General features: G+C 64.9%; 22 protein-coding genes. 11 read left to right on the top strand and 11 right to left on the bottom strand.

The window, feature by feature from the left end; all coding sequences use genetic code 11:
- Positions 1-9 precede the first annotated feature (9 nt).
- From E4K65_RS00220 to E4K65_RS00200, 5 genes are all read right to left on the bottom strand, one after another.
- Complete coding sequence (locus E4K65_RS00220) at positions 10-1,296, bottom strand: DUF445 domain-containing protein (protein ID WP_135172384.1); 1,287 nt, start codon at positions 1,294-1,296, stop codon at positions 10-12.
- A gap of 135 nt (positions 1,297-1,431) precedes the next feature.
- Positions 1,432-1,887, bottom strand: coding sequence for a phasin (locus tag E4K65_RS00215; RefSeq protein WP_135172383.1), 456 nt, complete (start codon positions 1,885-1,887; stop codon positions 1,432-1,434).
- Between the two features lie 214 nt (positions 1,888-2,101).
- Positions 2,102-2,695 carry a GNAT family N-acetyltransferase gene (locus E4K65_RS00210; protein WP_167770411.1) on the bottom strand — a complete coding sequence of 198 codons (594 nt, stop codon included), beginning with the start codon at positions 2,693-2,695 and terminating at the stop codon, positions 2,102-2,104.
- Positions 2,692-3,774, bottom strand: coding sequence for a PHA/PHB synthase family protein (locus E4K65_RS00205; protein ID WP_135172381.1), 1,083 nt, complete (start codon positions 3,772-3,774; stop codon positions 2,692-2,694). The genes E4K65_RS00210 and E4K65_RS00205 overlap by 4 nt, the downstream gene beginning before the upstream one ends.
- Positions 3,771-4,154, bottom strand: coding sequence for a hypothetical protein (locus E4K65_RS00200; protein WP_135172380.1), 384 nt, complete (start codon positions 4,152-4,154; stop codon positions 3,771-3,773). Before E4K65_RS00200 ends, E4K65_RS00205 begins: the two co-directional genes overlap by 4 nt.
- 168 nt (positions 4,155-4,322) lie before the next feature.
- Here E4K65_RS00200 and E4K65_RS00195 point away from each other — a divergent pair, with 168 nt between their 5' ends.
- Both E4K65_RS00195 and E4K65_RS00190 read left to right on the top strand, forming a co-directional pair.
- Complete coding sequence (locus tag E4K65_RS00195) at positions 4,323-5,237, top strand: alpha/beta fold hydrolase (RefSeq protein WP_135172379.1); 915 nt, start codon at positions 4,323-4,325, stop codon at positions 5,235-5,237.
- A gap of 128 nt (positions 5,238-5,365) precedes the next feature.
- Positions 5,366-5,830, top strand: a complete 465-nt coding sequence (locus E4K65_RS00190) for a nuclear transport factor 2 family protein (RefSeq protein WP_135172378.1) — start codon at positions 5,366-5,368, stop codon at positions 5,828-5,830.
- A 107-nt stretch (positions 5,831-5,937) separates the two neighbouring features.
- On the opposite strand, the gene E4K65_RS00185 is transcribed toward E4K65_RS00190, so the two are convergent.
- From E4K65_RS00185 to E4K65_RS00160, 6 genes are all read right to left on the bottom strand, one after another.
- Complete coding sequence (locus tag E4K65_RS00185; protein ID WP_135172377.1) at positions 5,938-6,612, bottom strand: polyamine aminopropyltransferase; 675 nt, start codon at positions 6,610-6,612, stop codon at positions 5,938-5,940.
- 125 nt (positions 6,613-6,737) lie between these two features.
- Complete coding sequence (locus tag E4K65_RS00180) at positions 6,738-9,974, bottom strand: bifunctional cytochrome P450/NADPH--P450 reductase (protein ID WP_135172376.1); 3,237 nt, start codon at positions 9,972-9,974, stop codon at positions 6,738-6,740.
- Between the two features lie 184 nt (positions 9,975-10,158).
- Positions 10,159-11,154 carry an alpha/beta fold hydrolase gene (locus tag E4K65_RS00175; protein ID WP_167770410.1) on the bottom strand — a complete coding sequence of 332 codons (996 nt, stop codon included), beginning with the start codon at positions 11,152-11,154 and terminating at the stop codon, positions 10,159-10,161.
- A 10-nt stretch (positions 11,155-11,164) separates the two neighbouring features.
- Positions 11,165-12,715, bottom strand: coding sequence for a wax ester/triacylglycerol synthase family O-acyltransferase (locus tag E4K65_RS00170; protein ID WP_135172374.1), 1,551 nt, complete (start codon positions 12,713-12,715; stop codon positions 11,165-11,167).
- A 47-nt stretch (positions 12,716-12,762) separates the two neighbouring features.
- Positions 12,763-13,563, bottom strand: coding sequence for an esterase/lipase family protein (locus E4K65_RS00165; protein WP_135172373.1), 801 nt, complete (start codon positions 13,561-13,563; stop codon positions 12,763-12,765).
- Complete coding sequence (locus E4K65_RS00160; protein ID WP_135172372.1) at positions 13,563-13,820, bottom strand: DUF6489 family protein; 258 nt, start codon at positions 13,818-13,820, stop codon at positions 13,563-13,565. The genes E4K65_RS00165 and E4K65_RS00160 overlap by 1 nt, the downstream gene beginning before the upstream one ends.
- A gap of 400 nt (positions 13,821-14,220) precedes the next feature.
- Between E4K65_RS00160 and E4K65_RS00155 the strand changes: the two genes are divergently transcribed.
- The 9 genes from E4K65_RS00155 to E4K65_RS00115 all read left to right on the top strand — a co-directional run bounded on the left by E4K65_RS00155 (position 14,221) and on the right by E4K65_RS00115 (position 24,570).
- A complete protein-coding gene (locus E4K65_RS00155; protein WP_135172371.1) occupies positions 14,221-15,816 on the top strand; it encodes an ABC transporter substrate-binding protein in 1,596 nt (531 codons plus the stop codon).
- Positions 15,817-15,921: 105 nt separating this feature from the next.
- Entirely contained in the window at positions 15,922-16,902 is a 981-nt protein-coding gene (locus E4K65_RS00150) for an ABC transporter permease (protein ID WP_135172370.1), read from the top strand.
- 10 nt (positions 16,903-16,912) lie between these two features.
- A complete protein-coding gene (locus tag E4K65_RS00145) occupies positions 16,913-17,884 on the top strand; it encodes an ABC transporter permease (protein WP_135172369.1) in 972 nt (323 codons plus the stop codon).
- Positions 17,885-17,897: 13 nt separating this feature from the next.
- Positions 17,898-18,884: an ABC transporter ATP-binding protein gene (locus tag E4K65_RS00140; protein WP_135172368.1), complete on the top strand. Its 987-nt coding sequence runs from the start codon at positions 17,898-17,900 to the stop codon at positions 18,882-18,884.
- Entirely contained in the window at positions 18,881-19,870 is a 990-nt protein-coding gene (locus E4K65_RS00135) for an ABC transporter ATP-binding protein (protein WP_135172367.1), read from the top strand. The genes E4K65_RS00140 and E4K65_RS00135 overlap by 4 nt, the downstream gene beginning before the upstream one ends.
- Before the next feature lie 87 nt (positions 19,871-19,957).
- Positions 19,958-21,763 carry a gamma-glutamyltransferase family protein gene (locus E4K65_RS00130; protein WP_135172366.1) on the top strand — a complete coding sequence of 602 codons (1,806 nt, stop codon included), beginning with the start codon at positions 19,958-19,960 and terminating at the stop codon, positions 21,761-21,763.
- A 10-nt stretch (positions 21,764-21,773) separates the two neighbouring features.
- On the top strand, positions 21,774-22,484 hold the full coding sequence (locus E4K65_RS00125) for a DUF1028 domain-containing protein (protein WP_135172365.1): 711 nt from the start codon (positions 21,774-21,776) through the stop codon (positions 22,482-22,484).
- Positions 22,481-23,470 (top strand): ABC transporter ATP-binding protein, encoded by a 990-nt coding sequence (locus E4K65_RS00120; protein ID WP_135172364.1) that lies wholly within the window; start codon positions 22,481-22,483, stop codon positions 23,468-23,470. Before E4K65_RS00125 ends, E4K65_RS00120 begins: the two co-directional genes overlap by 4 nt.
- Entirely contained in the window at positions 23,470-24,570 is a 1,101-nt protein-coding gene (locus tag E4K65_RS00115; protein ID WP_167770409.1) for an ABC transporter ATP-binding protein, read from the top strand. Before E4K65_RS00120 ends, E4K65_RS00115 begins: the two co-directional genes overlap by 1 nt.
- The last annotated feature ends 8 nt before the right edge of the window (positions 24,571-24,578 follow it).

The following is a 24,578-nucleotide window of genomic DNA, read 5'->3' as shown; positions in this document are numbered from 1 at the left end:
ACGCAAAAGTCACAGCAATCGAAGCAGGGATTCTACGGAGTAGAGCGCAAGTCCGGCCAGCCCGCCGATCAGCGAGCCGTTGAAGCGGATGTATTGCAGGTCGCGGCCGATGTTGATTTCAATCAGCGAAATCAGCTGCGCCATGTCCCACGCCTTGACCTGGTCGGAGATGAAGGTGGAGACGCCGCTCTTCTGATCCGCGACGAAGCTGCGCAGGACCGTCACCAGACCCTTGTTGATCTCGCCGCGCAGTTCGGCATCGCCGGCGAGCGCCTCGCCCGCGGCAACGAACATGCCGGCGAGATGATGCTGAAGCACCTGCGTCTCGCCGGAGGCGCTGCGCTCGATGAAGGAGCGTGTGTTGGCCCAGACGGTGCGGGCGAGATCGGCGAGCTCGGGCCGCGCCAGCAGATCGCGTTTCAATCCGTCGATGCGATCGATATAGGCCTGGTCGGTGCCGAGCCGGTCGACGAAGCTCAGCACCATGCGGTCGAACTCGCCGCGGAACGGATGTTTGGCATCGCTGCGTACCTCATTGAAGAAAGCGGTAGCGGACGCCACGATCTTGTTCACCAGAAACTTGTCGGCGCGGTAGAGCCTGAGCAGGGTCGGCAATTCCGCGCGCACCTTCTCGCGGATCATCGCCATCGTCTCCTTCTGGTTCAGCGTCTCGTGCATCACGCGCAGGAGATCGTCGAACAGGACCTGGTGCCGCCCCTCCGCGACGAAGCCGCGCAACGTGCCGGCCGCGAGTGGCGCAAGGTCGATCGCCTGGAGCTGCGAGGACATGCGGCGGATGATGAAGGTCATCAGGCCCGAGCTTTCGGTCGCGGAGAAGGCCTCCGGCAGCAAGCGCAGCGCGAAGCGCGCGAGATCATCACTGCGCTTGCGGTCGCGCAGCCAGTCGGCAACGAAGGAGCCGAAATCGATCTCGTTCAGCTTGGCCTCGACGGGCCCGGCCTCGAGGAAATGCACCTGGATGAATTCGCCGAGCTTGTCGGCGATGCGGGCCTGGTTGCTCTGGATGATCGCGGTATGCGGGATCGGCAGGCCGAGCGGCCGCTTGAACAGCGCGACCACGGCATACCAGTCGGCGAGCCCGCCGATGGTCGCGGCTTCCGCGAAGGCCGCGATGAAGCCGAACACGGGATGCACGGGCAGAAGCCATTTCGCGACGACGAACAAGGCCAGCGTCGAGGCGAGCACCAGCGTCGCCAACGCTTTCACGCGGCGCAACTCGGCCGCGCGCTCGGCGTCGCCGGGAGTGTCGAAGGAGAAGGTGGCGGGTGGGGTCATGATGCACCGAGGTTACGTCATTCCGGGACGGTCCGCAGGACCGGACCCGGAATGACGACCGATGATGACGGCAGCGCAAAAAACAAGGCCCGCCGAAGCGGGCCTCAAAATTCAGCTTGTCAACGCGACGCGCAATCAGGCGGTCTTGTTGTAGACCTTGGCAAAGTTGTCCTGAGCGGACTTCGCGCCATTGGCGGCGAGCTTGCCGAGATAGTCGGTGGTCGCCTTGGTACGCGAGACGAACGCTTCGCCGCGGGAGCGGAGCAGGCTCGACTGGATCTCGACGGCTTCGCTGAACGACTTGGCGGACGCGAGCTTGTCGATGCCCGAGAAGAACGCCTCGGCGTCCTCGTAGATCGCCTGCTGGATGTTGCGGCTGATCTTGCCGGCCTCGGTGACGGACTCGGTCACCGCGTTCTCGACGGCGGCGGTCACGCGCTCGGAGCCAGCGAACACCTCGGCAGCACGGTCCTTGGCGGTGTTGGCGGTCTTCTTGACGAACTCGCGGGCGGCCTCGGGAACTTCCAGGTTCTGGATGTTCTTGAAAGCGTCCTTGAAGCCCTCGAAGGCAGTGTTGGTTTCAGTGGTCATGGGGTTCTCTCCATCCTCATTGGGTTGAGCTATGGGCTCACCCCGTCCTCATTGGCCCGGGGCACGGCTTATATGGCATAGTTAATTGTGCGATGCAATATTCATATTGCACTGCGATATCACGAAATCGTGAACAGCCTTAACAGGAGGCAATATGATGCCTCCCTCAGCAATTGGTTCCCGAGCAACGGAGCCCGGCCGGTCTTTGTGATCCCTAGTGCTGGACGGCGCCTGGCAGCCCATAGGCCTCCATCTGGGCCTGGACCTGCGCGATGTTGTGGCCGAGCACGACAATGTCGTGGGTCTTGCCGTCGACGTCGCGAACGTGGTCGCGCAGCAGCGCCTCGGCCTTGAAGCCGAGGCTTTCGAACAGCGCGATCGCCGCCTGCTGGTCGACCGTCATCTGGACCGAGAGCTTTTCCAGGCCTGCGCCGAGCGCGAGCGCAAAGGTCTCCTGCGACAGCGCCCGCCCCACCCCCTTCCCGCGCACGTCGAGCGAGACCACCATGCGGATCTCGCCGACATGGGGCGACCAGGAATGCGGATCGCGCACCAGCGTGCCGCAGCCGACGACCTTGCCGTCCTTCACCGCGAGCAGGCTCGTGATCGCACCTCGCTCGATCTCCTTGACCCAGGCCGAGAGCACTTTTGGCTCGCTGATGTTGCGTGGCAGGAAAAGGAGATCGTGCGTCGGCAGGCCCTTGCCGAAGACGAGCACCGCGGCTTCGTCCGCGGGCGACATCAGGCGGATCTCGATATCGCCCGCGTCGGTCTTGACCTGACGCGGATAGGAACGCTGCTCACTCATGTCGATCTCTTCCCCAGCCAGGAGTCCAGTTTCGGCCACAGCCGCTTCACCGCGTTGGCGCCGGCGACCAGCGAGACGTGACCGCCTTTCAGCATCACCTCCTCCTTGTCCGCCGATCCAATCTTCGCGATCAGGTGCTTTGCCGCATCATAGGGCACGATGTGGTCGTGCTCGGCGACCGCATGCAGGAACGGAACCTTGATGTCTTCGAGCTTCGCCGCGCGGCCGCCGACCGACATGGTGTCGTTGAACAGCTTGTTGTCCCACATCAGGTCCTTGGTGATGGTGCGGAAATATTCTCCAGCCAGCGGCAGCGTATCGGTCGCCCAGCGATCGAACATCCGGTAGGACTTGACGAACTCGTCGTTCCAGATGTTTTCCCAGAGCTGGATCTGGCTCACCGTGCGCGAGGCCGGGCGCAGCATCTCGAACGAGGACAGGATCATCTCCGGCGGCACGTTGCCGACGCTGTCGACGAGGCGATCGACGTCGAAATAGCGGCGGTCGGAGAAATTGGAGAACAGCTTCATCTCGCGGAAGTCGATCGGCGTGGTGAAGCAGATCAAGTTCTTCATCGGCCCGTCCTTGTGGATCGAGCCGTAGAGCAGCGACAGCACGCCGCCGAAGCAGTAGCCGATGACGGAGACGTCCTGCTCGCCGGAATCCGCCTGCACGCGGCGGACGCAATCCGGGATGAAATCGAGGACGTAGTCCTCCATGCGCAGGCTCTTCTCTTCCGGACGCGGTGCGCTCCAGTCGAGCATGTAGACGTCGTAGCCGCGCCTCAGGAGGAACTCGATGAAGCTCTGGCCGGGCACGAGGTCGAGGATGTAGCCGCGATTGGTGGTCGCCATCACGATCAGCACCGGCACGCGGTAGATCTCGTCCGACATCGGCCGATAGTGGTAGAGGCTCATCGTGCCGCGCGAATGCAGCACGTCTTTCGGCGTCGAGCCGAGCGTCGGGCCGGAGGTCGAGAAATATTCGACGCCCTTGATGCTGCGCTGGATTGCGCGCTGCACCTCGGACTGGATGCGCTCCGGGATGGAAGCGAAATCAAGTCCCGTCGGCGCGTTCATGTGGGCTCTCCGCCTTCGGAGGGCGGGCGTTTCGTCCGCGGCGGCCGCGGCGCACCGTCGACGCCCTGCGACAGTCCGGAACCTGCCGCCATCTGGCTCAGCATCGACTTCATCTCGCCGATCTGGACCTCGATGGACCGTAGCCGTTCCGCAAGACCCGTGACCTGCTCCCGGCTCGGCAGATTCATGCTGACAAGGTACTTCTCCATGAGCTCGCCGAGCTGCTTCTGAGCACCTGCAGCAACGCCGCCGGCCCGATTCATCGCTTGCGAGAACTCAGGCGACGACATGGCTTGATTGGCGAAAGAGTTGAACCCCTTCTCCATCTCGCCAACCATCTTCTGCCAGACGGCAACGGGGTCGTTGGTCTTGTCGGTCATCGGCGTCCTCCTGAAATCGAGAGCTGCGATGCCCTTCTTTTTTCGCCATACCACACCGTTGCGCGGTGCCGGTCAACCGGCAAGCAGCGGGTGCGCTGATGCGCGCGCCGCTTCTTTGCGGCGGGAAACCGTGCGATACAGCATCGATCAGCAGGAGGGACCGCGCCCGTGAACGCCCATCAGCCGCCCCAGACCGTCCGCGCCAACGGCATCGACATTTGCTACGAGATTTTTGGCGACGACAATGCCGAGCCGCTGCTGCTGATCATGGGACTCGGGGCGCAGATGGTCCATTGGGACGACGCGTTCTGCGAGCAGCTCGCCGCGCGCGGCTTTCGCGTGATCCGCTTCGACAATCGCGACATCGGCAAGTCGAGCCATCTGACGGGCGGCAAACGCCTGACGCCGCTCGAGCTGCTGAAGCTGCGCTTCCTCAGGATTCCCGTCGCCGCAACCTACAAGCTGATCGATATGGCCAGGGACACCGTCGGCCTGATGGACGCGCTCGGCATCAAGTCGGCGCATCTGGTCGGCGCCTCCATGGGCGGCATGATCGCGCAGGAGGTGACGCTGTCGTTTCCCGAGCGCGTGCGCTCGCTGACCTCGATCATGTCGACCACAGGCAATCCGCGCGTGCCGCCGCCGACACGCGAGGCCGCGGCGATGCTGATGGCACCGCCGCCGCGCAGCAAGGAGGAGTTCATCGTCCGCTTCGGCCAGACCTGGAAGGTGCTGCGCGCCGGGTCCTTTCCGGACGAGGAAGCGCGCGATCCTGATCGTGCCGAGCGCGTGTTCGCGCGCGGGCTCAATCCGGCCGGCGTCGGCCGGCAGCTCCGTGCCGTGCTCGCGTCGGGCAGCCGCAAGGAGCGGCTGCACGGCCTGAACACGCCGACGCTGGTGATCCACGGCACGGTTGATCCCTTGGTCCACCCCGAAGGCGGCAAGGACACCGCCGCCTCGATCCCCGGCGCAAAGCTGTTGATGATCGAGGGCATGGGCCACGCGCTGCCGATGCGCTTCTGGCCCGAGATCATCGCTGCCATCGACAAGCACGCGCATGGTGCGGCAGCACAGGCGGCGTAGACCGACGCGAGCAGTCTCCTCGCGGTGACCATGTGAGCTTCCGGTTACTCTCTTAACGCATGCCGGCACGGAAGCTATACAGGGCTCCCTCAATCGCAAGACAGAGGCCACGGCCTCTCGGAGCTCCCATGCACCTCATCGTCCGGCCTGTCGCAATGATTGCGGCTTCCATTCTCATGCTGTCGCTCGGCAACGGCGCCGCGAGCGCCGGCAGCGCGCAGGAAGAGGCCAATCGCACCGCCGTGCTTGCCTTCTACGAGAAAGGCCTCAATCAGAAGGACGCTGACGCCGCCCTCGCCCATGTCGGCGACCGCTACGTCCAGCACAATCCCAATGCAGCGGATGGTCCGGACGGCTTTCGCAGGTTCATCGGCTTCCTGCGCGAGAAGTTTCCGAACTCGCACAGTGAGATCAAGCGCTCGTTCGTCGACGGCGACTATGTCATTCTCCACGTGCACGCGGTTCGCGAACCCGGCACAAGGGGCAACGCGATCGTCGACATCTTCAAGCTGGAGAACGGCAAGATCGTCGAGCACTGGGACGTCGTGCAGCCGATCCCGGAAAATCCGGCGAACAACAACACGATGTTCTAGCCCGGATGCGTAGCCCGGACGGAGCGCTGCCTAATCCGGGACCACCTTGCGTGCGGATCGATCGCCCCCGGATTGCGCTTCGCTCCGTCCGGGCTACAAATAACCGCCTAGCTCTTCCTCGCGATCCAGATCACATGGCGCGCGCCGCCGCCCCTGCCGGTGGCGCGGACATTGACTTCATTCACGTCGAAGCCGGCGCTCCCAAGGCGCCTGGTGAATGCCGGGTTGGGCCCCGACGACCAGACGGCGAGCACGCCGCCCGGCCGCAGCGCCGTCTTGGCCGCTTTCAACCCGCTCGCGTTGTAGAGCGCATCATTGCCCTTTCGGGTCAGCCCTTCCGGCCCATTGTCGACGTCGAGGAGAATGGCGTCGAAGGCCGATCCCTTCGCCCGGATGATTTCGGCGACGTCGGTCTCGCGGATGCTCACCCTGACATCATCGAGACTGTCGCCGAAGACCTGCGACATCGGACCTTGCGCCCATGTGACCACCGCCGGCACGAGCTCGGACACCACGATCTTCGCCTTGCTGCTGAGCACAGCAAGGGCTGCACGTAGCGTAAAGCCCATGCCAAGGCCGCCGATCAGGACGGCGGGCTTTGCGACCGTCTCGATCTGCTTCGCGGCCAATGTCGCGAGCGCTGCCTCGGAGCCCGACAGGCGGCTGTTCATCAGCTCGTTGGTGCCGAGCATGATGGAGAACTCCTTGCCGCGCCGCATCAGGCGGAGTTCGCCATCGGAACCGGGGATTTGGGCGGTGTCGATCTTTTCCCAGGGAATCATGGGAGAGCTTTAGCACGAACGGAAATCGTAGGGTGGGTTAGCCGAAGGCGTAACCCACCGACTCCGTTCTGCGTGCGCTGAAACATGGTGGGTTACGCTTCGCTAACCCACCCTACAATCTACGGCTAACCGCCCGCCCAGACGTCGAGCACATAGCGGTTCTTCGCGCCCATCTCCTCGATCCAGCGCGCACCGGCAGCGGCATCGCTACCGCTCTTCTCGCGATGGATCGCAACGAGCGCCGCCTTCACGTCGGGCTCCATTTTGCCGCCGTCGCCACAAACGTAGATGATGGCGCCCTGCTCGATCAGCGGCCAGACCTCGTCCTTCTGCGCTGCGATCACGTGCTGCACATAGGTCTTCGGTCCATCCGCGCGCGAGAATGCGGTGAAGAGCTCGGTGATGCCGCTTGCAGCCAACGCCTTTAGCTCGTCGGCATAGAGAAAATCCTGGTCGGGGTGGCGGCAGCCGAAGAACAGCATGGCCGGACCGAGCGCAGCGCCTTTCGCCTTGCGCGCGGCGCGCTCCTGGAGGAAGCCGCGGAACGGCGCTAGTCCCGTGCCCGGTCCGATCATGATGATCGGCACCGATGGATCATCCGGGAGCCGGAAACCGGCCTTGGTCTCACGCACGGTGGCGTAGACCGCATCGCCCGCGCGCCGGTTGGCGAGATAGTTCGAGCAGATGCCTTTGTAGACGCCGCGTCCGGAGGCGGCCTGCCCTTCGACCACGCCGACCGTGACGCTGCAACGCGCCGAATCGACCGACGGCGAGGAGGAGATCGAGTAATAGCGCGGCGCCAGCAGCGAGAGCATTTCCAGATAAACGTGGAACGGCAATTCGCAGGCCGGATATTCGAGCAGCAGGTCGAACACCGATTTGCGCCTCGCCAGAATCTCGATGCGGTAGCGCTCGGCCGGCTCGGCCTCCTCGCCGACGAAGGCCAGCAGCTTCGGCTTGGTCACCGGGCAGCGCGTGTGCTCGGCCATGATCTGGATCTGCTTCCGCGTCGCCACCTGCTGCAGCTCGACGAACTCGCTGAGCAGGCGGCCGACCGACACGGCCTCACCGACCGGCAATTGCGCGCGGCGGCCTTCGGCGACCTGAAGCCTGATCTGGTCGGCTGGCAGGAAGCCGAAGCGGCGAGCGACCGAATCCACCAGCGTCGGGTCGTTGCGCGGCACGACGCTCAAATGATCGCCGACGCGATAGGTGACGCTGGACGGCAGCTGCACCTCGATATGGCGCGTCGATCGCTCCGACGGATTGGACCCGCTCTTGTTCTGAAGCTCGTCATTGACCAGCACCTTCATCGCCACCGCGCCGCCCTGGGCGACGATGGTGTTGACGGCGGTCACCACGACAGGCTCGATCGCGTAGAGCGGGTCGTCCTCCGCCGTGCGGGTGAAGTTCCAGTCGATGCCGAACTCCTTGGTCGCGACCTGCGCAGCCGCCGGGAACCATTTCTGGAACTGGCCGTCGAGGTCGCTGCGCGCATCGCCCTCGCCGCGGGGATAGACCGCGCGCGCGCCGTGCTTCGACAATTGCTCGTCGATGAAGCGCGGCACCGATTGATAGGTCGCGGCCCAGTCGCTGTTGCCGCAGCCGAATACGGCGTAGCGCACATTGGCAAAGGCATCCTTCGGCAGGTCGTCGCCGAGCCATTTGACGAACTGCGTCGCATTGTCCGGCGGCGCGCCGTTGTAGGAGGCGCAGATGATCAGCACGCCGCCCTCCTGCGGCAGCTTGCCGACATACTCGTCGAGCGGCCCGAGATGCACGGCAAAGCCGTTGATCTCGGCAAGGTCGGCCATGCGCGTCGCGAGTTCCTCGGCGGTGCCGAGATTGGAGCCGTAAAGCACCAGCATCGGTGTGTTGTGGCCGAGCCGCGCCGTCGGCTGGCGCGGCGTCTTCGGCGCCGACGCCGTGGCGGCGACAGGCCCGCCATAAGCACCACGCTCGCGATCGGCGCGCGGGCGAACCTTGATCTTGAAGCCCTCCGGCTTCATCGTCAGCGTTTCCTTCAGGTGCATCTGGTAGCGCTGGTGGTCGATCAGCTTGAAACGCTGGAGGATCATGCCGAGTGCGAGCGCGGCCTCGTGCATGGCAAAGCCGCGGCCGATGCAGGCACGCTGGCCGTTGCCGAACGGCTTCCAGGCATTGATCGGCCGCTTGGCCTCCGCCTCGCGGCTGAAATTTTCGGGATCGAAGGCATCGGGATTTGGCCCCCAGACGGAGGGATCGCGATGCAGCGCCGTCACCAGAATGGTGATGAACGTGCCCTTCCTGAGCTTGTACTTGCCACCGCCGATGGTCTCGTCGCTCAGCGGTGAGATGCCGTAGGCCGGCGCCGGCGGCCACAGCCGCAGCGCCTCTTTCAGGATCTGCGTGATGTACGTGAGCTGCGTCACCTGCTGATAGGTCGGCTTCGCGTTGACATCGGGACCGAAGACGCGATCGACCTCGTCGTAGGCCTTCTTGAGAATGTCGGGATGCTTCAAGAGCGCATAGAGCGCATAGGACAACAGGCCGCTCGTGGTCTCGTGGCCAGCGATCAAGAAAGTGTTGATCTGGTAACGGATGTTGACGTCGTCCAGCTGCTCGCCGGTCGAGCGGTCGACGCCGGTCATCATCGCCGCGAGCATGTCCTTCTTGTCGTCGATCCCCTCCGCGCTCTTGCGGCGCTCTGCGATGATCTCGTCGACCATCTTGTTCATGAAGGCGACGTCTTCGGCGAGCGTCTTGCGCCGCTTCTGCATCCAGATCTGCTCGAACGGCAGACCGCGCGTCATCATGATGGTTTCGAGCGAGCGCACCAGCGACTCGACGAAGGGATGGTAGTCGCGCCGGTAGAAGGAATTGAAGCGGTACTCGAAACCGCACAGGCCGATCGTGTCCAGCGTCAGGGCGGTCATGTCGTGGACGACGTCGATCTCGTCGTCGGCGTTGAGCCGCTCCCATTTGTTGACGAGCTGCTCGGCGATGTCGACCATGCTCGGGTGATAGGACTGCATGGCACGGTTGCCGAAGGGCTGAAGCAGGATGTTGTGCGCCTTGCTCCAGTTCGGCTCGCGGGTGTCGGCCGTGAACAGGCCGTCGCCACCGACCGCGCGCACGCGCCGCAGCGCGCCGCGCACCGTCTTGTCGAAGCGCTTCTCGTCGGAGAGCTCGTCGACGAGATCGTGGCCGGAGACGACGACGATCGGCGAGCCCATCATGTCGAGCCAGAAGATCGGCCCGAGCTCCTTGGCGAGCCGTGTCAGGTGCTGCACCGGGGCGGCCGAGTCCAGCGACAGCATGTTGCCGACCACCGGCTTGGTCGGCGGCTGCGGAATCGGGTCCAGACGATTCTTGGATGACATTGACGTGCGCTTCCCCCTCAGTAACCCTCGTCATTGCGAGGAGCTCGCGACAAAATTGCGAAGCAATTTTGCGCTGATCCGACGAAGCAATCCAGACCTCTACCGCGGAAGGATTCCTGGATTGCTTCGCGGAGCCTGTCATCGGGCCGCGCTTTGCGCGGACCCGTTGGCTCGCAATGACAAATTAGCCAAATCGCCTTCTACGCCATTCGATCAGCTTGGCGCTGACCTCTTCCGGCTTCTCCTGCTGCGTCCAATGGCCGCTGTCGCGGACCAGATATTTTTCGAGATCGGGAATCAGCTTCTCCATCCCGTCGGCGGAAGACGGCGGCAACACCGCGTCGTTCTCGGCCATGATCATCAGCGACGGCACGCGCACCGTATGATCGAGCCCTTCGGCGCGCGTCCAGTTGCGCGACATGTTGCGGTACCAGTTGATGCCACCGGTGAAGCCCGTTCTGGTGAAATTGTCGACGAACACCTTTTTCTCTTCCGGCGACAGGATCGGCGTGCGCGGATCGTGCTTCGCGTCGTAAGCCGCAATCATCTGCGGAAACGCGAGATTGACCCGCGGCGAAGCGCCCACGCCGGCAATCACTTCCTCTGCCGGCGCATCGGGCGGGCGCGGCGCCGGCTTGCGCATGAACGCATCGAAGGTCTGCTCGACGCGACTGCCAAAGATCCTGTCGGCCTCCCGTGCCGGATCCTGGAACTGCACGATGTACATCTTGTCGCCGAAGCGCGCGCGCAGCAGCTCGATCGGATCGGCCCAGGCCCGGTTGGTATGGGGGGTATTGATGCCGACCACGCCAGCGACACGGCCGATATGCCGCAACGGCATCTGCCAAACGATGAAGCCACCCCAGTCGTGGCCGACGAAGATCGCCTTGTCGATCCCGAGATGATCGAGCAGACCGACGAGATCGCCGGTCAGGTGCTCGATATCGTAGTCCTCGACCGGCTCGGGCCGATCGGTCGCGCCATAACCACGCTGGTCCGGCGCGATCACCCGGATTCCGGCCTCGCTCAGCGCCTTGATCTGATGGCGCCAGGAGAAGGCGAGCTCCGGCCAGCCATGACACAGTACCATCGGCGGGGTGTCGGAGACCGGACCGGCCTCGTAATAACCCATGCGGATTCCGTTCGTCTGCACGAACTTGAGCGGCGGCATTTCGATCATCGGGACATTCCTACTCAGCAGCGCCTTTGACGTCGGCCGCTGGCGGCGCATAGGCCGCCTCCAGCGCAGCAAACTCCTCGGGCAGCATGTCGCACATCACCTGCACATGCGGAATGATGTTGGCGCCGACAATGAAACCGAAATCGAGCTGGTCGCGATAGCTCTGCACGGTGATGTTGAGCGCCTGCCCGTGCGTCGAGATCGACACCGGGAAGATGTGCAACAGTTCGGCACCCGCGGCGTAGAGCGTCTGCCGCGGCCCGGGCACGTTGGAGACCGTGATGTTGGCGGCCGGCGGCAGCACGTCCGACAGGTTCGAGCGGCTGTAGAGCAGCGCCAGGATCTGCACCATGATCGGCGCGCCCAGCATCGAGATGTTGGACACTTGCGGCATCAGGGCGCGCAGCGGATGCGACATCTCCTTGGACTTGGTCGATTGCGCGATGATCGCCTCCAGTCGCACCTTGGGATCGTCGATGTTGGTCGCGATCGCGCAGATCATGCCGAACACCTGGTTGTTGGCCTCGGTGTTGCCTTCCTCGCGCAGCGAGATCGGCACGGCGGCGGTCAAGGATTTCGCCGGCAGCGTGCCGTATTGCTGGAGATAGCGGCGGACCACGCCGGAGGCGAGCGCCAGCACGACGTCGTTGAGCTTGCCGCCGGCCTGCTTGGCCAGCGCCTTCGCCCGCGAGAGCGAGATCGACACGCCGGCGAAGCTGCGCTCCGAGGAGATGGTCTTGTTGAGCATGGTCGGCGGCGACACCATGCTGGCCAGGCTCTCGCGCGACTTCGGATCGGCGACCTTGCCGAGCACGTCGGACACACTCTTGAGCACGGTCGGGATGTTGCCGGCGAAGCGCACCGCGCTCTCGATCTGGTACATCGCATTGTCGAACAGGATCGAGCCGATGTCGCTCTTGCCGGTGCGCGGCAACTGCAGGTTCTTCGCAGCGGCCGAAGCATCGAGCGGCTGGCTGAAGAGCTGCTGGTAGGAATCGAGCAGGTTGGCGGCGATGTCGCGCGGCTCCTGTCCGGGCTTGGCTCCCGCCGCCGGCGGATCGACCTTCCGCGGGATCGGCGAGATGTCGTAGATCATGTTGGTCAGCGCCGCGCCGGCACCGCCGTCGATGGCGGCATGGTGCATCTTGGAATAGAGCCCGACCTCGTTGTCCTTCATGCCCTCGAACACGTAGAACTCCCAGAGCGGGCGGGCGCGGTTCAGGAGCTTGGCGTGCATCCAGCCGACGATGCGCTCGAGCGTGGCGCGGTCGCGCGGCTGCGGCAGGCTGGCGCGGAAAATGTGACGGTCGATGTCGAACTGATCGTCCTCGACCCAGGAGGGATGATCGATGTCGAGCGGCGCCTTCTCCAGCCGCGCCTTCAGGATCGGCGCGATGTGCAGGCGCGAGACGATCATCGCCTTGAAGTCTTCGAAGAAGTCGCCCTTGTAATCGTCGGGCAGGCGAAAGATCGCCATGCTGCCGACATGCATCGGCATTTCCGGCGTTTCCAGATAGAGAAACGACGCATCCAGCGACGACAGCTTCTTACCGTCAGCCATAGTTCCCTCCCGCAAGATTTGACGGGCGCCTTGGACGGCGCTTCTCGTCAGGCCGATATTGCCCGCTCCGGCGGGGCATATGCAATGGCAAACGGCCCTGCCCGGTCAAATGGCGAAAATTCCCCCTCCGGTTGCGCCAGCCGGTCCGCCACGGCCCACAGCGCTGCGGGGTTCACGCCGAGCCCGATATGGCTCGCCAGGTGCACCTCGATGTTCTCGGCACGGTCCGAGGGGCGCAACAGGCAGGTCCGCCAGTTCACGACACCGTCGGCGCGGGAATAGATCGACGTCGCCGGCACCGGCAGATCGCCGGCGATCGCCTCGCGCAGGTCGGCAAAATCATCGACCCGCTCGCCGGACAGCGCCTCGTAGAGCCGCGTGGCATTGGTCGCCCGCACATCGTTGGCGAAAGGACTGCCGAGCGTCACGACGTAACGGACCATGTCGGGCGCCTGGAGCGCGAGATCGCGGGCATAGACGCCGCCGAGGCTCCATCCGACCAGGCTGACCTTGCGCCCCGTCGCGGCGTGGATCTCGGCGAGGCGGGCACGAAGGGCCTCCCGCATTCGCCCCAGTCCGCCGAGATTGCGGCCCATCCGCCAGGCATGTGCCTCATGGCCGAGCTCACTGAGATAGCGCCGCATCGGCGCCATCGAAAGATCGCTGGCGAGAAAGCCGGGCAACGTCAGCACCGGATGGCCGTCGCCCCTGGGCGCGCGCATCAGGACCGGCGACAACAGCAGGCTGGCGTTGAACTCGAACAGCCCGCGGGCTTCGGCGAGCAGCAAACCAAGGCCCGGCGGACGAAGCCGGTCTGACGGTCGCGGCCCGTCCCGCCCGGGCGCCATTATTTCTTCTTGTCGCTGCTACGCGTTCCGCCGAGGCCGGCCATGGTGACGAACATGTCCTGAAACCGCTCGGCGATCTTCGGATCGAAAGTGAACCAGCTCTGGATCAGCGATTCCGGCGAGACCTTGTCGATATTGCTCAGGACCTGCTGCTGTAGCTTGTCCATGACGGCAATCTGCATCGGCGAGACGTCCGGCAATCCGAAGAACTGACGGGCCTCGAGGGGGGTGCAGTCGATTTCGATGTTAACTTTCATGTCCCCTCCGGATGAGATTCGAGCAGTCTGACGGAGTATCGCCGCGACACGGTGTGCAACGCAAGCGACCTCGGACGCGCTGCGGGGCGCAGGCTCCCGCAATCGGCGGGTATGGTCAATCAAATCGCTTGGCCGCGACCGCTGCGCGGACGGCCGATACGCCAACGGCCGACATGGCCAGTTTCCCTTTATCCCGGGACTTCACAGGTCGAAAGTCGAATGTCATTCGCGCGCCGACCTCCCCTAGATTGCCGGTCAGCATTGCTGCACAGCGGTGCAACTTGGCGCGTTCCTTGCTGGAATGGCGCTTGCACGGGTCGTGAACTCTGGGCAACATGGATCGATCAGCCCCGCCGAACAATCAAAAAATCACGGCGAGGCAGAGTGGAGAGGGTTAAGAATGTCAGTCGGACGGACTCTGTTTGCGGCGACGCTCGCCGGTACGCTTGCGTTGGCGGTCTCGCCGGCGTCGAGCCAGACGCTACGTTATGCCAACCAGGGTGACCTGAAGTCGCTCGATCCCTATACGCTCAACGAGAGCACCACACACGCCCATCTCGGTCACGTCTATCAAGGCCTCACCGCGCGCGACAAGGACCTCAAGATCATTCCGGCGCTGGCGGAAAGCTGGGAAACCCCGGAGCCGACCCGCTGGCGCTTCCACCTGCGCAAGGGCGTGAAATTCCACAACGGCGACCCCTTCACCGCCGACGACGTGGTGTTCTCGGCCGATCGCGTCCGCAAGAAGGGGTCCAATATGCAGACCCGCCTTGCGCCCGACGTCAAGGTGGTCAAGGTCGACGACTACACCGTCGATTTCGTCCTGCCCTCGCCCAACCCCATCCTGCATAACGCGTGGGATGTCTGGTACATCATGGACAAGAAATGGGCCGAGGAGAACAACGTCGTCGACCCGACGCCGGTGGCGGCGACCACGCCGAGCTACGCCTCGCTTCATGAGAACGGCACCGGTCCCTTCATCATCGAGAGCCATCAGCCCGGCGTGAAGACGGTGTTCAAGGCCAATCCCAATTACTGGGGCAAGGTCGAAGGCAATTTGAAGGAGATCATCTTCACTCCGATCTCCTCCGACGCCACCCGTGTCGCCGCCCTGCTCTCCGGCGAAGTCGACGTCATCGAGCCGGTGCCGATCCAGGACATCTCCCGCGTCGATTCCAGCCCGAATGCACAGGTGCTGAAGGGGCCGGAGCTGCGCACCATCTTCATTGGCTTCGACCAGATGCGGGATGAGCTGCTCTACTCCAACATCAAGGGCAAGAACCCGTTCAAGGACATCAAGGTCCGCGAGGCGTTCTACAAGGCGATCGACATCGAGCTGATCAAGACGCGCGTGATGCGCGGGCTGGCGACGCCGTCGGCGCTGATGATCGCGCCGGAGCTGTTCATACTGTCCAAGGAGTTCACGCGGCCGAAATTCGATCCCGACGGCGCCAAGAAGCTCCTGACCGAGGCCGGTTATCCCGAAGGCTTCGAGGTCACCATGGATTGCCCGAACGATCGCTACGTCAACGACGCCGCGATCTGCCAGGCCGTCGTCGGCATGCTCGCCCGCATCGGCGTCAAGATCAATCTGCTGGCGCAGCCGAAGGCGCAGTACTTCGCCAAGGTGCTGAAGCAAGGCGGCTACCAGACCTCGTTCTACATGCTCGGCTGGACGCCGAGCACGATGGACTCCCACAACGTGCTCTTTGACATCATGGGCTGCCGCGACGATGCGAAATCCTCGCGGGGCGAGGCCAATCTCGGCGGCTACTGCAACAAGGAGTTCGACGCCATCACCGACAAGGTGCTGGTCGAAACCGACACCGCCAAGCGCAACCAGCTGATCAAGCAGGCCTACGAAATCGGCAACAAGGACTGGTCCTACATCCCGCTGCACCAGCAGGCGCTGGCCTGGGGCGTATCGAAGAAGGTCAACCTGCCGCAGCGCGCCGACAACCTGGTCATGTTCCACTGGGCGACCAAGAAGGAATAGCGTCAGTTGAACACAAGGTCCCGGGAGCGTCAGGCTTCCGGGACCTTTCCTTTTTCCGGCTGACAAAGACGTCGGCTGCAAGCACACCCAAGGACAGTGGAAGAAATGCTCGCTTTCACTCTTCGCCGCGCCGTTCAGGCTATCGGCGTCATGTTCGCCGTCGGCATCATCGCGTTCTCGATGTTCCGATTCGCCGGCGATCCCGTGAACCAGATCGTCTCGATCGACACGTCGGCGGCCGAACGCGAAGCCGTGCGCAAGTCGCTCGGCCTCGATGATCCCGTGCCGGTGCAGTTCGTGCGCTATTTCGGCGACGCCGCGCAGTTCAAGTTCGGCATCTCCTATCAGTTCCGCCAGCCGGTCTCGACGCTATTGATGGAGCGCATGCCCGCAACGCTGGAACTTGCGATCTGCGCGACCGTATTTGCAATGGTGTTCGGCATCCTGATGGGCGTCTATTCGGCGCTGAAGCGCGACACCGCGCTCGCCAAATTATTCCAGGCGGTTTCGCTGATCGGCATCTCGCTGCCGACGTTCCTGATCGGCATCCTCCTGATCTATCTGTTCGCGGTGACATTGGGCTGGTTGCCCTCGTTCGGCCGCGGCGAGGTGGTCAGGCTCGGCTGGTGGACGACGGGCCTGCTCACGCTGTCGGGCCTGAAGGCGCTGATCATGCCCTCGATCACGCTCGGCCTGTTCCAGATGACCCTGATCATGCGGCTGGTGCGCGCGGAGATGCTGGAAGTGCTGCGAACCGACTATATCCGCTTCGCCCGCGCCCGGGGACTCTCGACCCGTGCCATCCATTTCGGCCACGCGCTGAAGAACACGCTCATTCCCGTGATTACGGTAGCCGGGCTCCAGTTTGGCTCGGTTATTGCATTTTCGATCATCACCGAAACCGTGTTCCAGTGGCCGGGCATGGGACTTCTGTTCGTCCAGGCCGTGCAAAACGTCGATATCCCGATCATGGCCGCCTACCTGCTGATGGTCTCGCTGATTTTCGTCACCATCAATCTGGTGGTCGATATCCTCTACACCGTGGTCGATCCGCGCCTGCGCTCGACCGTCGGCCGCGCGACATAAGGCAGCCCGCATGTCCGACGCAGTCGTCTCGAATTCCGACAAGCAGAGCACGCAGCCGACGCGCGCCGCCCGCGGCTGGCTCAGCCGCGCGCTCGACAGCGACGTCTTCTATTCCTTCCGCCGCTCCAAGCTCACCATGGTTGCGGCCGCCATCACGGTCTTGTTCTTCCTGCTCGCGATCTTTGCATCCGTGCTCGCGGTCCAGAACCCGTTCGATCCGGCGCAACTTCAGCTGATGAACTCGCGGATTTCGCCGCTGTGGACCGCCGACGGCCAGAGCCCGTTCCTGCTCGGCACCGATGAGCAGGGCCGTGACGTGTTCTCCGCCATCCTCTACGGCATGCGTATCTCGCTCGCCGTCGGCGTGGCCGGCGTGATCTTCGCCGGCGCGCTCGGCATCGCGCTCGGCCTGATGGCCGGTTATTTCGGCGGCGCGGTGGACGGCGTGATCATGCGAATCGCCGACGTCCAGCTCACGTTCCCCGCCATCCTGATCGCGCTGCTGGTCAATGGCATCGCCAAATCGATCCTCGGCAACCGGCTGGATGCGACCAGCATGCTGGTGGTGCTGGTGATCTCGATCGGCCTGAGTTTCTGGGTGGGTTATGCCCGGACCGTGCGCGGTTCCGTGATGGTCGAGAAGAACAAGGACTACGTGGCCGCCGCGCAGTTGATCGGCCTGCCCGCTCCCGTGATCATGCTGCGGCACGTGCTGCCGAACACGATGGGCCCGATCCTGGTGATCGCCACCATCAACCTCGCGCTCGCCATCATCACCGAGGCGACGCTGTCCTTCCTCGGCGTCGGCCTGCCCGACACCATGCCCTCGCTCGGCACACTGATCCGCATCGGCAACAACTATCTGTTCGCGGGCGAATGGTGGATCGTCGCCTTCCCGGGGCTCGCGCTCGCCGCACTGATCCTCTCCATCAACCTGCTCGGCGACTGGCTGCGCGACGCGCTCAACCCAAAACTTCGATGAGTGTGCGTCGCCCATGACCGAACCTGTTCTCTCCGTGCGTAATCTTCAGGTGGAATTCGCCTCCCGCCGCGGCACGCTGCGCGCCATCGACGACGTCTCCTTCGACATCGCCAAGGGCGAGGTGCTCGGCGTGGTCGGTGAATCCGGTGCAGGCAAATCCGTCACCGGCCTTTCGGTGATCGGCCTGATCGATCCGCCGGGCCGCATCGCCGGCGGCGAGATTCATCTCGCAGGCATGCGCATCGACAATCTGCCGCCGGAGGAGATGCGCCGCATCCGCGGCAAACGCATCGGCATGATCTTCCAGGATCCCCTTACCTCGCTCAATCCGCTGTACCGGGTCGGCGACCAGATCGTGGAAACGATCCGGACCCACCTCAATCTGTCCGAACAGGCGGCCCGCCGCCGCGCCATCGACCTGCTCGCCGAAGTCGGGATTCCCGCGCCGGAAAAGCGCATCGACGGCTATCCGCACGAGTTCTCCGGCGGCATGCGCCAGCGCGTGGTGATTGCGCTCGCGATCTGCGCCGAACCGGAGCTGATCATCGCGGACGAGCCGACCACGGCGCTCGACGTCTCCGTGCAGGCGCAGATCATCTCGCTGATCAAGCGGCTCGGCCGCGACCATGGCACCGCGGTGATGCTGGTGACCCACGACATGGGCGTGATCGCGGAAACCTCGGACCGCGTCGCAGTGATGTATGCCGGCCGCGTTGCCGAGATCGGTCCGGTGCAGGACGTCGTGAGGAACCCGCTGCATCCCTACGCAAAAGGATTGATGGGCGCGATCCCGACGCTCGCGGGCGAGGACAAGCGCCTGGTGCAGATTCCCGGCTCCATGCCGCGCCTGTCGGCGATTCCGCGCGGCTGCTCGTTCAATCCGCGCTGCGCGTTCGCATTCGACCGCTGTCGTGTCGATCGGCCGGAGCCACTTCCGCGGGGCGCGCAGTCGGTCGCCTGCCATCTCTATGACGATGTGCCGGCGGAGAGCGCAGCATGAGCGCCCCTTTCGTCCAGGCCACAAATCTGCGCCGCGTCTTCGACGTCTCGAAGCCCTGGCTCAACCGCGTTCTGGAAGGCGGGCACCTCGAATATCTCAAGGCTGTCGACAACGTCACCTTCGACATCAGGAAGGGCGAGACCTTTGCGCTGGTCGGCGAGTCCGGCTCCGGCAAGACCACGGTGGCGCGGATGGTGGTCGGTCTGTTGCCGCCGAGCTCCGGCGACGTCCAGATCGACGGCGTCTCGATGGCGGATCCGCGGCAGGCGCCGGCGCGGCGAAAGCTGCGCCGCCGCATCCAGATGATCTTCCAGGATCCCTATGCGAGCCTGAACCCGCGCTTCCGGGTCGATGCCATCATCTCCGAGCCGATCCGCGCCTTCGACCTGATCCAGGGCGAGCGCGACATCCAGGCGCGCGTCGGCGAGCTGCTCACCCTCGTCGGCCTGCATCCCGACGACCGGCTGAAATTTCCGCACGAATTCTCCGGCGGCCAGCGCCAGCGTATCGCGATCGCGCGGGCGCTTGCCTCCGATGCCGAGTTCATCGTCTGCGACGAGCCGACCTCGGCGCTCGACGTCTCGGTGCAGGCGCAGATCCTGAACCTGATGCGCGACCTCCAGGACAAGTTCGGCCTGACCTACATGTTCATCAGCCACAACCTTGCCGTGGTCCGCCACATGGCGAGCCGCGTCGGCGTGATGTATCTCGGCCGCATCGTCGAGATCGCGGAAGGACGTGAGCTGTTTGCCCGCCCGCGCATGCCCTACACCAAGATGCTGCTGGGCGCCGTGCCCGATCTTGCGATGAGCGGCCGCCAGCGCATTCCGGTCAAGGGCGAGATTCCGAACCCGATCAATCCGCCCCCCGGCTGCGCCTTCAATCCGCGCTGTCCGCTGGCGTTCGATCTCTGCCGCAAGGAAGCCCCGGAACTGATCGGCGGCGTCGCCTGCCATGCGGTTAACACCGCGCCGGAACCGGCGTGACGCGCGCGTGCCATGCGGCCTGCGCATTGGCGGCACGGCATCGCCTGTGATCAATTGCGCGCGCCACAACTAAGGTAACGTAATCCCATGGCCAGCAACGTCAATCCGGATCCCTTCACGACGCGCCCCGAGATCGAGGGCACGTTCGGGGTCGTCGCCACCACGCACTGGATCGCGACCGCCGTCGGCATGGCTATTCTGGAAAAGGGCGGCAACGCCTTCGATGCCGGCGTCGCCACCGCTTTCACGCTCCAGGTGGTCGAACCGCATCTGAACGGCCCCGGCGGCGACGTGCCTGTTATCGTGCACGATGTGAAGCGCGGCCGCACCGAGGTGATCTGCGGCCAGGGCCCGGCGCCGGCGCGCGCCACCATCGCGCATTACAAGAGCGAAGGCCTCGACATGGTGCCGGGCACCGGCCTGCTCGCCGCCTGCGTGCCCGGGACCTTCGAATCCTGGATGATGCTCTTGCGAGACTACGGCACGATGCGCGTGCGCGACGTGCTGGAGCCCGCGATCTCCTACGCGCGCGATGGCTATCCCCTGGTCGAGCGCGCCTGCGCCACGATCCAGACCGTCGAGCAGCTGTTCCGCAAGCACTGGCCGACCTCGGCCGCGGTCTACCTGCCCAATGGCGAAGTGCCGAGGCCCGGCACGCTCTTCACCAACAAGACGCTGGCCGCGACCTACGCCCGCATTCTCAGCGAGGCCGAGAGCGGCGACGGTGGCCGCGACGCCGAGATCGAGCGTGCGCGAAGGGCCTGGTCGCACGGCTTCGTCGCGGAAGCCATCGACAAATTCTGCCGCACGCAAGAGGTGATGGACGTCAGCGGCTCGCCGCATCGCGGCGTTCTCTCGGCCGACGACATGGCGCGCTGGCAGCCGACCATCGAGGCGCCGCTCACCTACGACTATGGCCGCTACACCGTCTGCAAGGCCGGCGTCTGGAGCCAGGGCCCGGTCACGCTGCAACAGCTCGCGCTGCTCAAGGGCTTTGCGCTCGACGGGCTCGACCCGACCGGGCCGGAATTCATCCATCTCCAGATCGAATGCGCCAAGCTCGCTTTCGCCGACCGCGAAAAGTTCTACGGCGATCCGAAGTTCAGCGAGATCCCGATCGCGACGCTGCTGTCGGATGCCTATAACGACGAGCGCCGCAAGCTCGTTACCGACAAGGCCTCGCTCGACTTCCGCCCCGGCTCGGTCGAGGGCTTTGGCGGGGTCGTCAAGCTGAGGCGCGCCGAAGGCCAGCGCGAAGCGGTCGGCGCGCTCGGCGCCGGCGAGCCGACGGTCGGACGCTTCGGCGAGGTACGCGGCGACACCGTGCACTTCGACATCATCGACAAGGCCGGCAATATGGTCTCCTCGACACCATCGGGCGGCTGGCTGCAATCTTCGCCGATCATTCCGGAGCTCGGCTTCTGCCTCGGCAGCCGCGCGCAGATGTTCTGGCTGGAGGAAGACCATCCGGCGGCGCTCGCGCCGGGCAAGCGGCCGCGCACGACGCTGTCGCCGACCATGGCGCTGCGCGACGGCGAGCCGTATCTCGCCTGGGGCTCGCCGGGCGGCGACCAGCAGGATCAGTGGATCACGCAATTCTTCCTGCGCCACGTCCATTGCAATCTCAATCTCCAGGAAGCGATCGACGCGCCGGCCTGGCACTCCGAGCACTTCCCGATCTCGTTCTGGCCGCGTACCGCGCGCCCCGGCGTGCTCGTGGTCGAGAACCGCGTGCCGAAGGCGACGATCGAGAATCTGCGCGAGCGCGGGCATATCGTCGAGATCGGCCCCGACTGGTCCGAAGGCCGCCTCACCGCGGCCTCCCGCGTCGGGGTGCGCCGCCGCGCTGCCGCCAATCCGCGCGGCATGCAGGGCTACGCAGCAGGACGCTGATGGACAGAATATGACCTGGTCGATCATCGCACGCGATCCTGGCACCGGCCAGTTAGGCATCGCGGTTGCAACCCGCTTCTTCGCCGTCGGCGCGCGTGTGCCCTATATCGCCGCCGGCCTCGGCGCGATCGCGACGCAGGCCTTCGTCAATCCCTATTACGGCATCGACGGCGTCAAGCTCTTGCGTGAAGGCCTGAACGCGCATGACGTGCTCGCCAGCCTGCTCGCGACCGACGACGGGCGCGAAAGCCGCCAGATTCACATCATGGACGCCAGCGGCGAGATTGCCGCGCACACCGGGCGCGACTGCGTCGACTGGTGCGGCCACATCGCGGGCAGCGGCTTCTCGATCGCCGGCAACATGCTCGCGGGCGCCGATGTGCTCGACGAGACCGCCAAGACCTACATCGCCAATGACAGCCTGCCCTTCCCGCGCCGCCTGCTCGCGGCGATGCGCGCGGGCGAAGCTGCCGGCGGCGACAAACGCGGCAAGCAGTCCGCAGCGCTCCTGATCCACGGCGAGGAGGAATGGCCGGCGCTGGACATTCGCGCCGACGACCATCCCGATCCGCTCGGCGAGATCGAGCGGCTCGAACGGGTCAGCCACGAGCTCTGGGTGCACTTCCGCTCCTCCATGCCGACGCGGCAGAACCCGGCCGGCAACACCGATCGCAGCGTCATCGACGCCAGCATCGCCGCGGCCCGTGCAAGACGATCATGAGCACAAGCCCCCTCATCGAGATCAAGGATCTGCGCATCCGCTTCCACGGCGACGACGGCCGCGTCACCCATGCGGTCGACAGTGTCGATCTCAGCGTCGCCAATGGCGCGACGCTCGGCCTCGTCGGCGAATCCGGCTGCGGCAAGAGCGTGACATCGCTCGCGATCATGGGGTTGCTGCCGAAGCAAAGCGCGGAGATATCGGGCGCGATCCGCTTCGATGGCTTCGATTTGCTGAAGACCCCGGACCAGACCTTGCGCGATCTCCGTGGCAACCGGCTCGCGATGATCTTCCAGGAGCCGATGACCTCGCTCAACCCGAGCTTCACCATCGGCGACCAGATCATCGAGACCATCCTGCGCCATCGCGGCGGCTCGCGGCGCAGCGCTCGCGACCGCGCGATCGAGCTGTTGCGTCGCGTCCACATCCCCTCGCCCGAACGGCGCGTCGACGAATATCCGCACAAGCTCTCCGGCGGCATGCGCCAGCGCGTGATGATCGCGATGGCGCTGGCCTGCGACCCCCGCCTCCTGATCGCGGACGAGCCGACCACCGCGCTCGACGTCACCCTGCAGGCGCAGATCCTGGAGCTGATGCGCGAGTTGAAGGCGGCGAGCGGTGCGGCGATCATCCTGATCACCCACGACCTCGGCGTGGTCGCCGAGGTCTGTGACGAGGTCGCGGTGATGTATGCCGGCGAGATCGTCGAGCGCGCGCCGGTGGATGAATTGTTCTCGACGCCGCAGCATCCCTACACCGTCGGCCTGCTCGGCTCGATCCCGCGGCTCGACCACCGCGCCGAGCAGCTTGCGACGATCGAAGGCATGGTCCCGAACATGGCGCAGCCGCCCGCCGGCTGCCGCTTCGCCGCACGCTGCCCCTTCGTGCTCGACGCCTGCACCAGGGCGCCGCCGCCGCTCGTGGAGATCAGCCCCGGTCACCTCTCGCGCTGCATCCGCGCGCCACTCGAGCTTCTGGTGTCGTGATGGCGCTGCTCGAGGTCGAAGGCCTGGTCAAGCATTTCGTCGCCGAGCGCTCGCTGTTCGGCCGGGCACTCGCGCATGTCAAGGCGGTCGATGGCGTCAGCTTCTCGCTCGAGGCGGGCAAGACGCTGGCCCTGGTCGGCGAATCCGGTTGCGGCAAATCCACCGTCAGCCGCCTGGTGCTGCGGCTGATCGAGCCGGATGCAGGCACGATCCGTTTCGATGGCCGCGACCTGCTCTCGCTCGACGCCGGCGCGCTCCGCGCGTTCCGCCGTGAAGCGCAGATCATCTTCCAGGATCCCTACGCCTCGCTCAACCCGCGCATGACCGTCGGCCAGATCCTGACCGAGCCGCTGGCGCTGCACGATCTCGTTCCACCCGCACAGCGGCGCGAACGGGTCGCGGAAATCCTGCGGCTGGTCGGGCTGGAGCCGCGGCTCGAGCGACGCTATCCGCACGAATTCTCCGGCGGCCAGCGGCAGCGCATCGCGATTGCCCGCGCGCTCGCGGTCGAGCCAAAACTGATCATCTGCGACGAGCCGGTCTCGGCGCTCGACGTCTCGATCCGCTCGCAGATCCTCAACCTCCTGCGCGAGCTCCAGGACCGGCTCGGCCTTGCCTACATTTTCGTCTCGCACGACCTCGCCGTGGTCAAGCACATCGCCGACCACGTCGCGGTGATGAATCTCGGCCAGATCGTCGAGACCGCGGAGGCGGACGCGCTGTTCGCCGCGCCCCGGCACCCCTATAGCCGCGCGCTGCTGTCTGCGATCCCCGTGCCTAAACCGCGGGCAAAAAGCAGCCGGATTGTGCTCCAGGGAGAGATCCCCAGCGCGCTCAATCCGCCGCCGGGATGCCGCTTCCACACCCGCTGTCCCTATGTCGTGGACCGCTGCCGCAGCGAGATGCCTCAGCTTGTCTCGGATGGCATCGGACATGCAACAGCTTGCCACCGAACGTCGGAACTGCCGTCCTCCGCGGCCATCGTCCCCATGGATGGCGGTTTCTCGCCGGTTCTTGAAAAATTGGTTGCCGCCTTCAGCGCCGGTCCGGAAGCAGCACGCGGCGGCGGGGTTAGTCCATTGGGGACGGACCCCGCATAGCCGTGAAA

The sequence above is a fragment of the Bradyrhizobium niftali genome (genome assembly GCF_004571025.1).
GTDB classification, from domain to species: domain Bacteria; phylum Pseudomonadota; class Alphaproteobacteria; order Rhizobiales; family Xanthobacteraceae; genus Bradyrhizobium; species Bradyrhizobium niftali.
The sequence above is the reverse complement of the archived record's forward strand: the minus strand, read 5'-3'. Positions and strand labels throughout refer to the sequence as shown.

What these genes read in the sequence shown, in the direction of transcription:
- E4K65_RS00220 (WP_135172384.1), bottom strand. Translation starts at nt 1,296, where the DNA reads ATGACCCCACCCGCCACCTTCTCCTTCGACACTCCCGGCGACGCCGAG.
- E4K65_RS00215 (WP_135172383.1), bottom strand. Translation starts at nt 1,887, where the DNA reads ATGACCACTGAAACCAACACTGCCTTCGAGGGCTTCAAGGACGCTTTC.
- E4K65_RS00210 (WP_167770411.1), bottom strand. Translation starts at nt 2,695, where the DNA reads ATGAGTGAGCAGCGTTCCTATCCGCGTCAGGTCAAGACCGACGCGGGC.
- E4K65_RS00205 (WP_135172381.1), bottom strand. Translation starts at nt 3,774, where the DNA reads ATGAACGCGCCGACGGGACTTGATTTCGCTTCCATCCCGGAGCGCATC.
- E4K65_RS00200 (WP_135172380.1), bottom strand. Translation starts at nt 4,154, where the DNA reads ATGACCGACAAGACCAACGACCCCGTTGCCGTCTGGCAGAAGATGGTT.
- E4K65_RS00190 (WP_135172378.1), top strand. Translation starts at nt 5,366, where the DNA reads ATGCACCTCATCGTCCGGCCTGTCGCAATGATTGCGGCTTCCATTCTC.
- E4K65_RS00185 (WP_135172377.1), bottom strand. Translation starts at nt 6,612, where the DNA reads ATGATTCCCTGGGAAAAGATCGACACCGCCCAAATCCCCGGTTCCGAT.
- E4K65_RS00180 (WP_135172376.1), bottom strand. Translation starts at nt 9,974, where the DNA reads ATGTCATCCAAGAATCGTCTGGACCCGATTCCGCAGCCGCCGACCAAG.
- E4K65_RS00175 (WP_167770410.1), bottom strand. Translation starts at nt 11,154, where the DNA reads ATGATCGAAATGCCGCCGCTCAAGTTCGTGCAGACGAACGGAATCCGC.
- E4K65_RS00170 (WP_135172374.1), bottom strand. Translation starts at nt 12,715, where the DNA reads ATGGCTGACGGTAAGAAGCTGTCGTCGCTGGATGCGTCGTTTCTCTAT.
- E4K65_RS00165 (WP_135172373.1), bottom strand. Translation starts at nt 13,563, where the DNA reads ATGGCGCCCGGGCGGGACGGGCCGCGACCGTCAGACCGGCTTCGTCCG.
- E4K65_RS00160 (WP_135172372.1), bottom strand. Translation starts at nt 13,820, where the DNA reads ATGAAAGTTAACATCGAAATCGACTGCACCCCCCTCGAGGCCCGTCAG.
- E4K65_RS00155 (WP_135172371.1), top strand. Translation starts at nt 14,221, where the DNA reads ATGTCAGTCGGACGGACTCTGTTTGCGGCGACGCTCGCCGGTACGCTT.
- E4K65_RS00150 (WP_135172370.1), top strand. Translation starts at nt 15,922, where the DNA reads ATGCTCGCTTTCACTCTTCGCCGCGCCGTTCAGGCTATCGGCGTCATG.
- E4K65_RS00145 (WP_135172369.1), top strand. Translation starts at nt 16,913, where the DNA reads ATGTCCGACGCAGTCGTCTCGAATTCCGACAAGCAGAGCACGCAGCCG.
- E4K65_RS00140 (WP_135172368.1), top strand. Translation starts at nt 17,898, where the DNA reads ATGACCGAACCTGTTCTCTCCGTGCGTAATCTTCAGGTGGAATTCGCC.
- E4K65_RS00135 (WP_135172367.1), top strand. Translation starts at nt 18,881, where the DNA reads ATGAGCGCCCCTTTCGTCCAGGCCACAAATCTGCGCCGCGTCTTCGAC.
- E4K65_RS00130 (WP_135172366.1), top strand. Translation starts at nt 19,958, where the DNA reads ATGGCCAGCAACGTCAATCCGGATCCCTTCACGACGCGCCCCGAGATC.
- E4K65_RS00125 (WP_135172365.1), top strand. Translation starts at nt 21,774, where the DNA reads ATGACCTGGTCGATCATCGCACGCGATCCTGGCACCGGCCAGTTAGGC.
- E4K65_RS00120 (WP_135172364.1), top strand. Translation starts at nt 22,481, where the DNA reads ATGAGCACAAGCCCCCTCATCGAGATCAAGGATCTGCGCATCCGCTTC.
- E4K65_RS00115 (WP_167770409.1), top strand. Translation starts at nt 23,470, where the DNA reads ATGGCGCTGCTCGAGGTCGAAGGCCTGGTCAAGCATTTCGTCGCCGAG.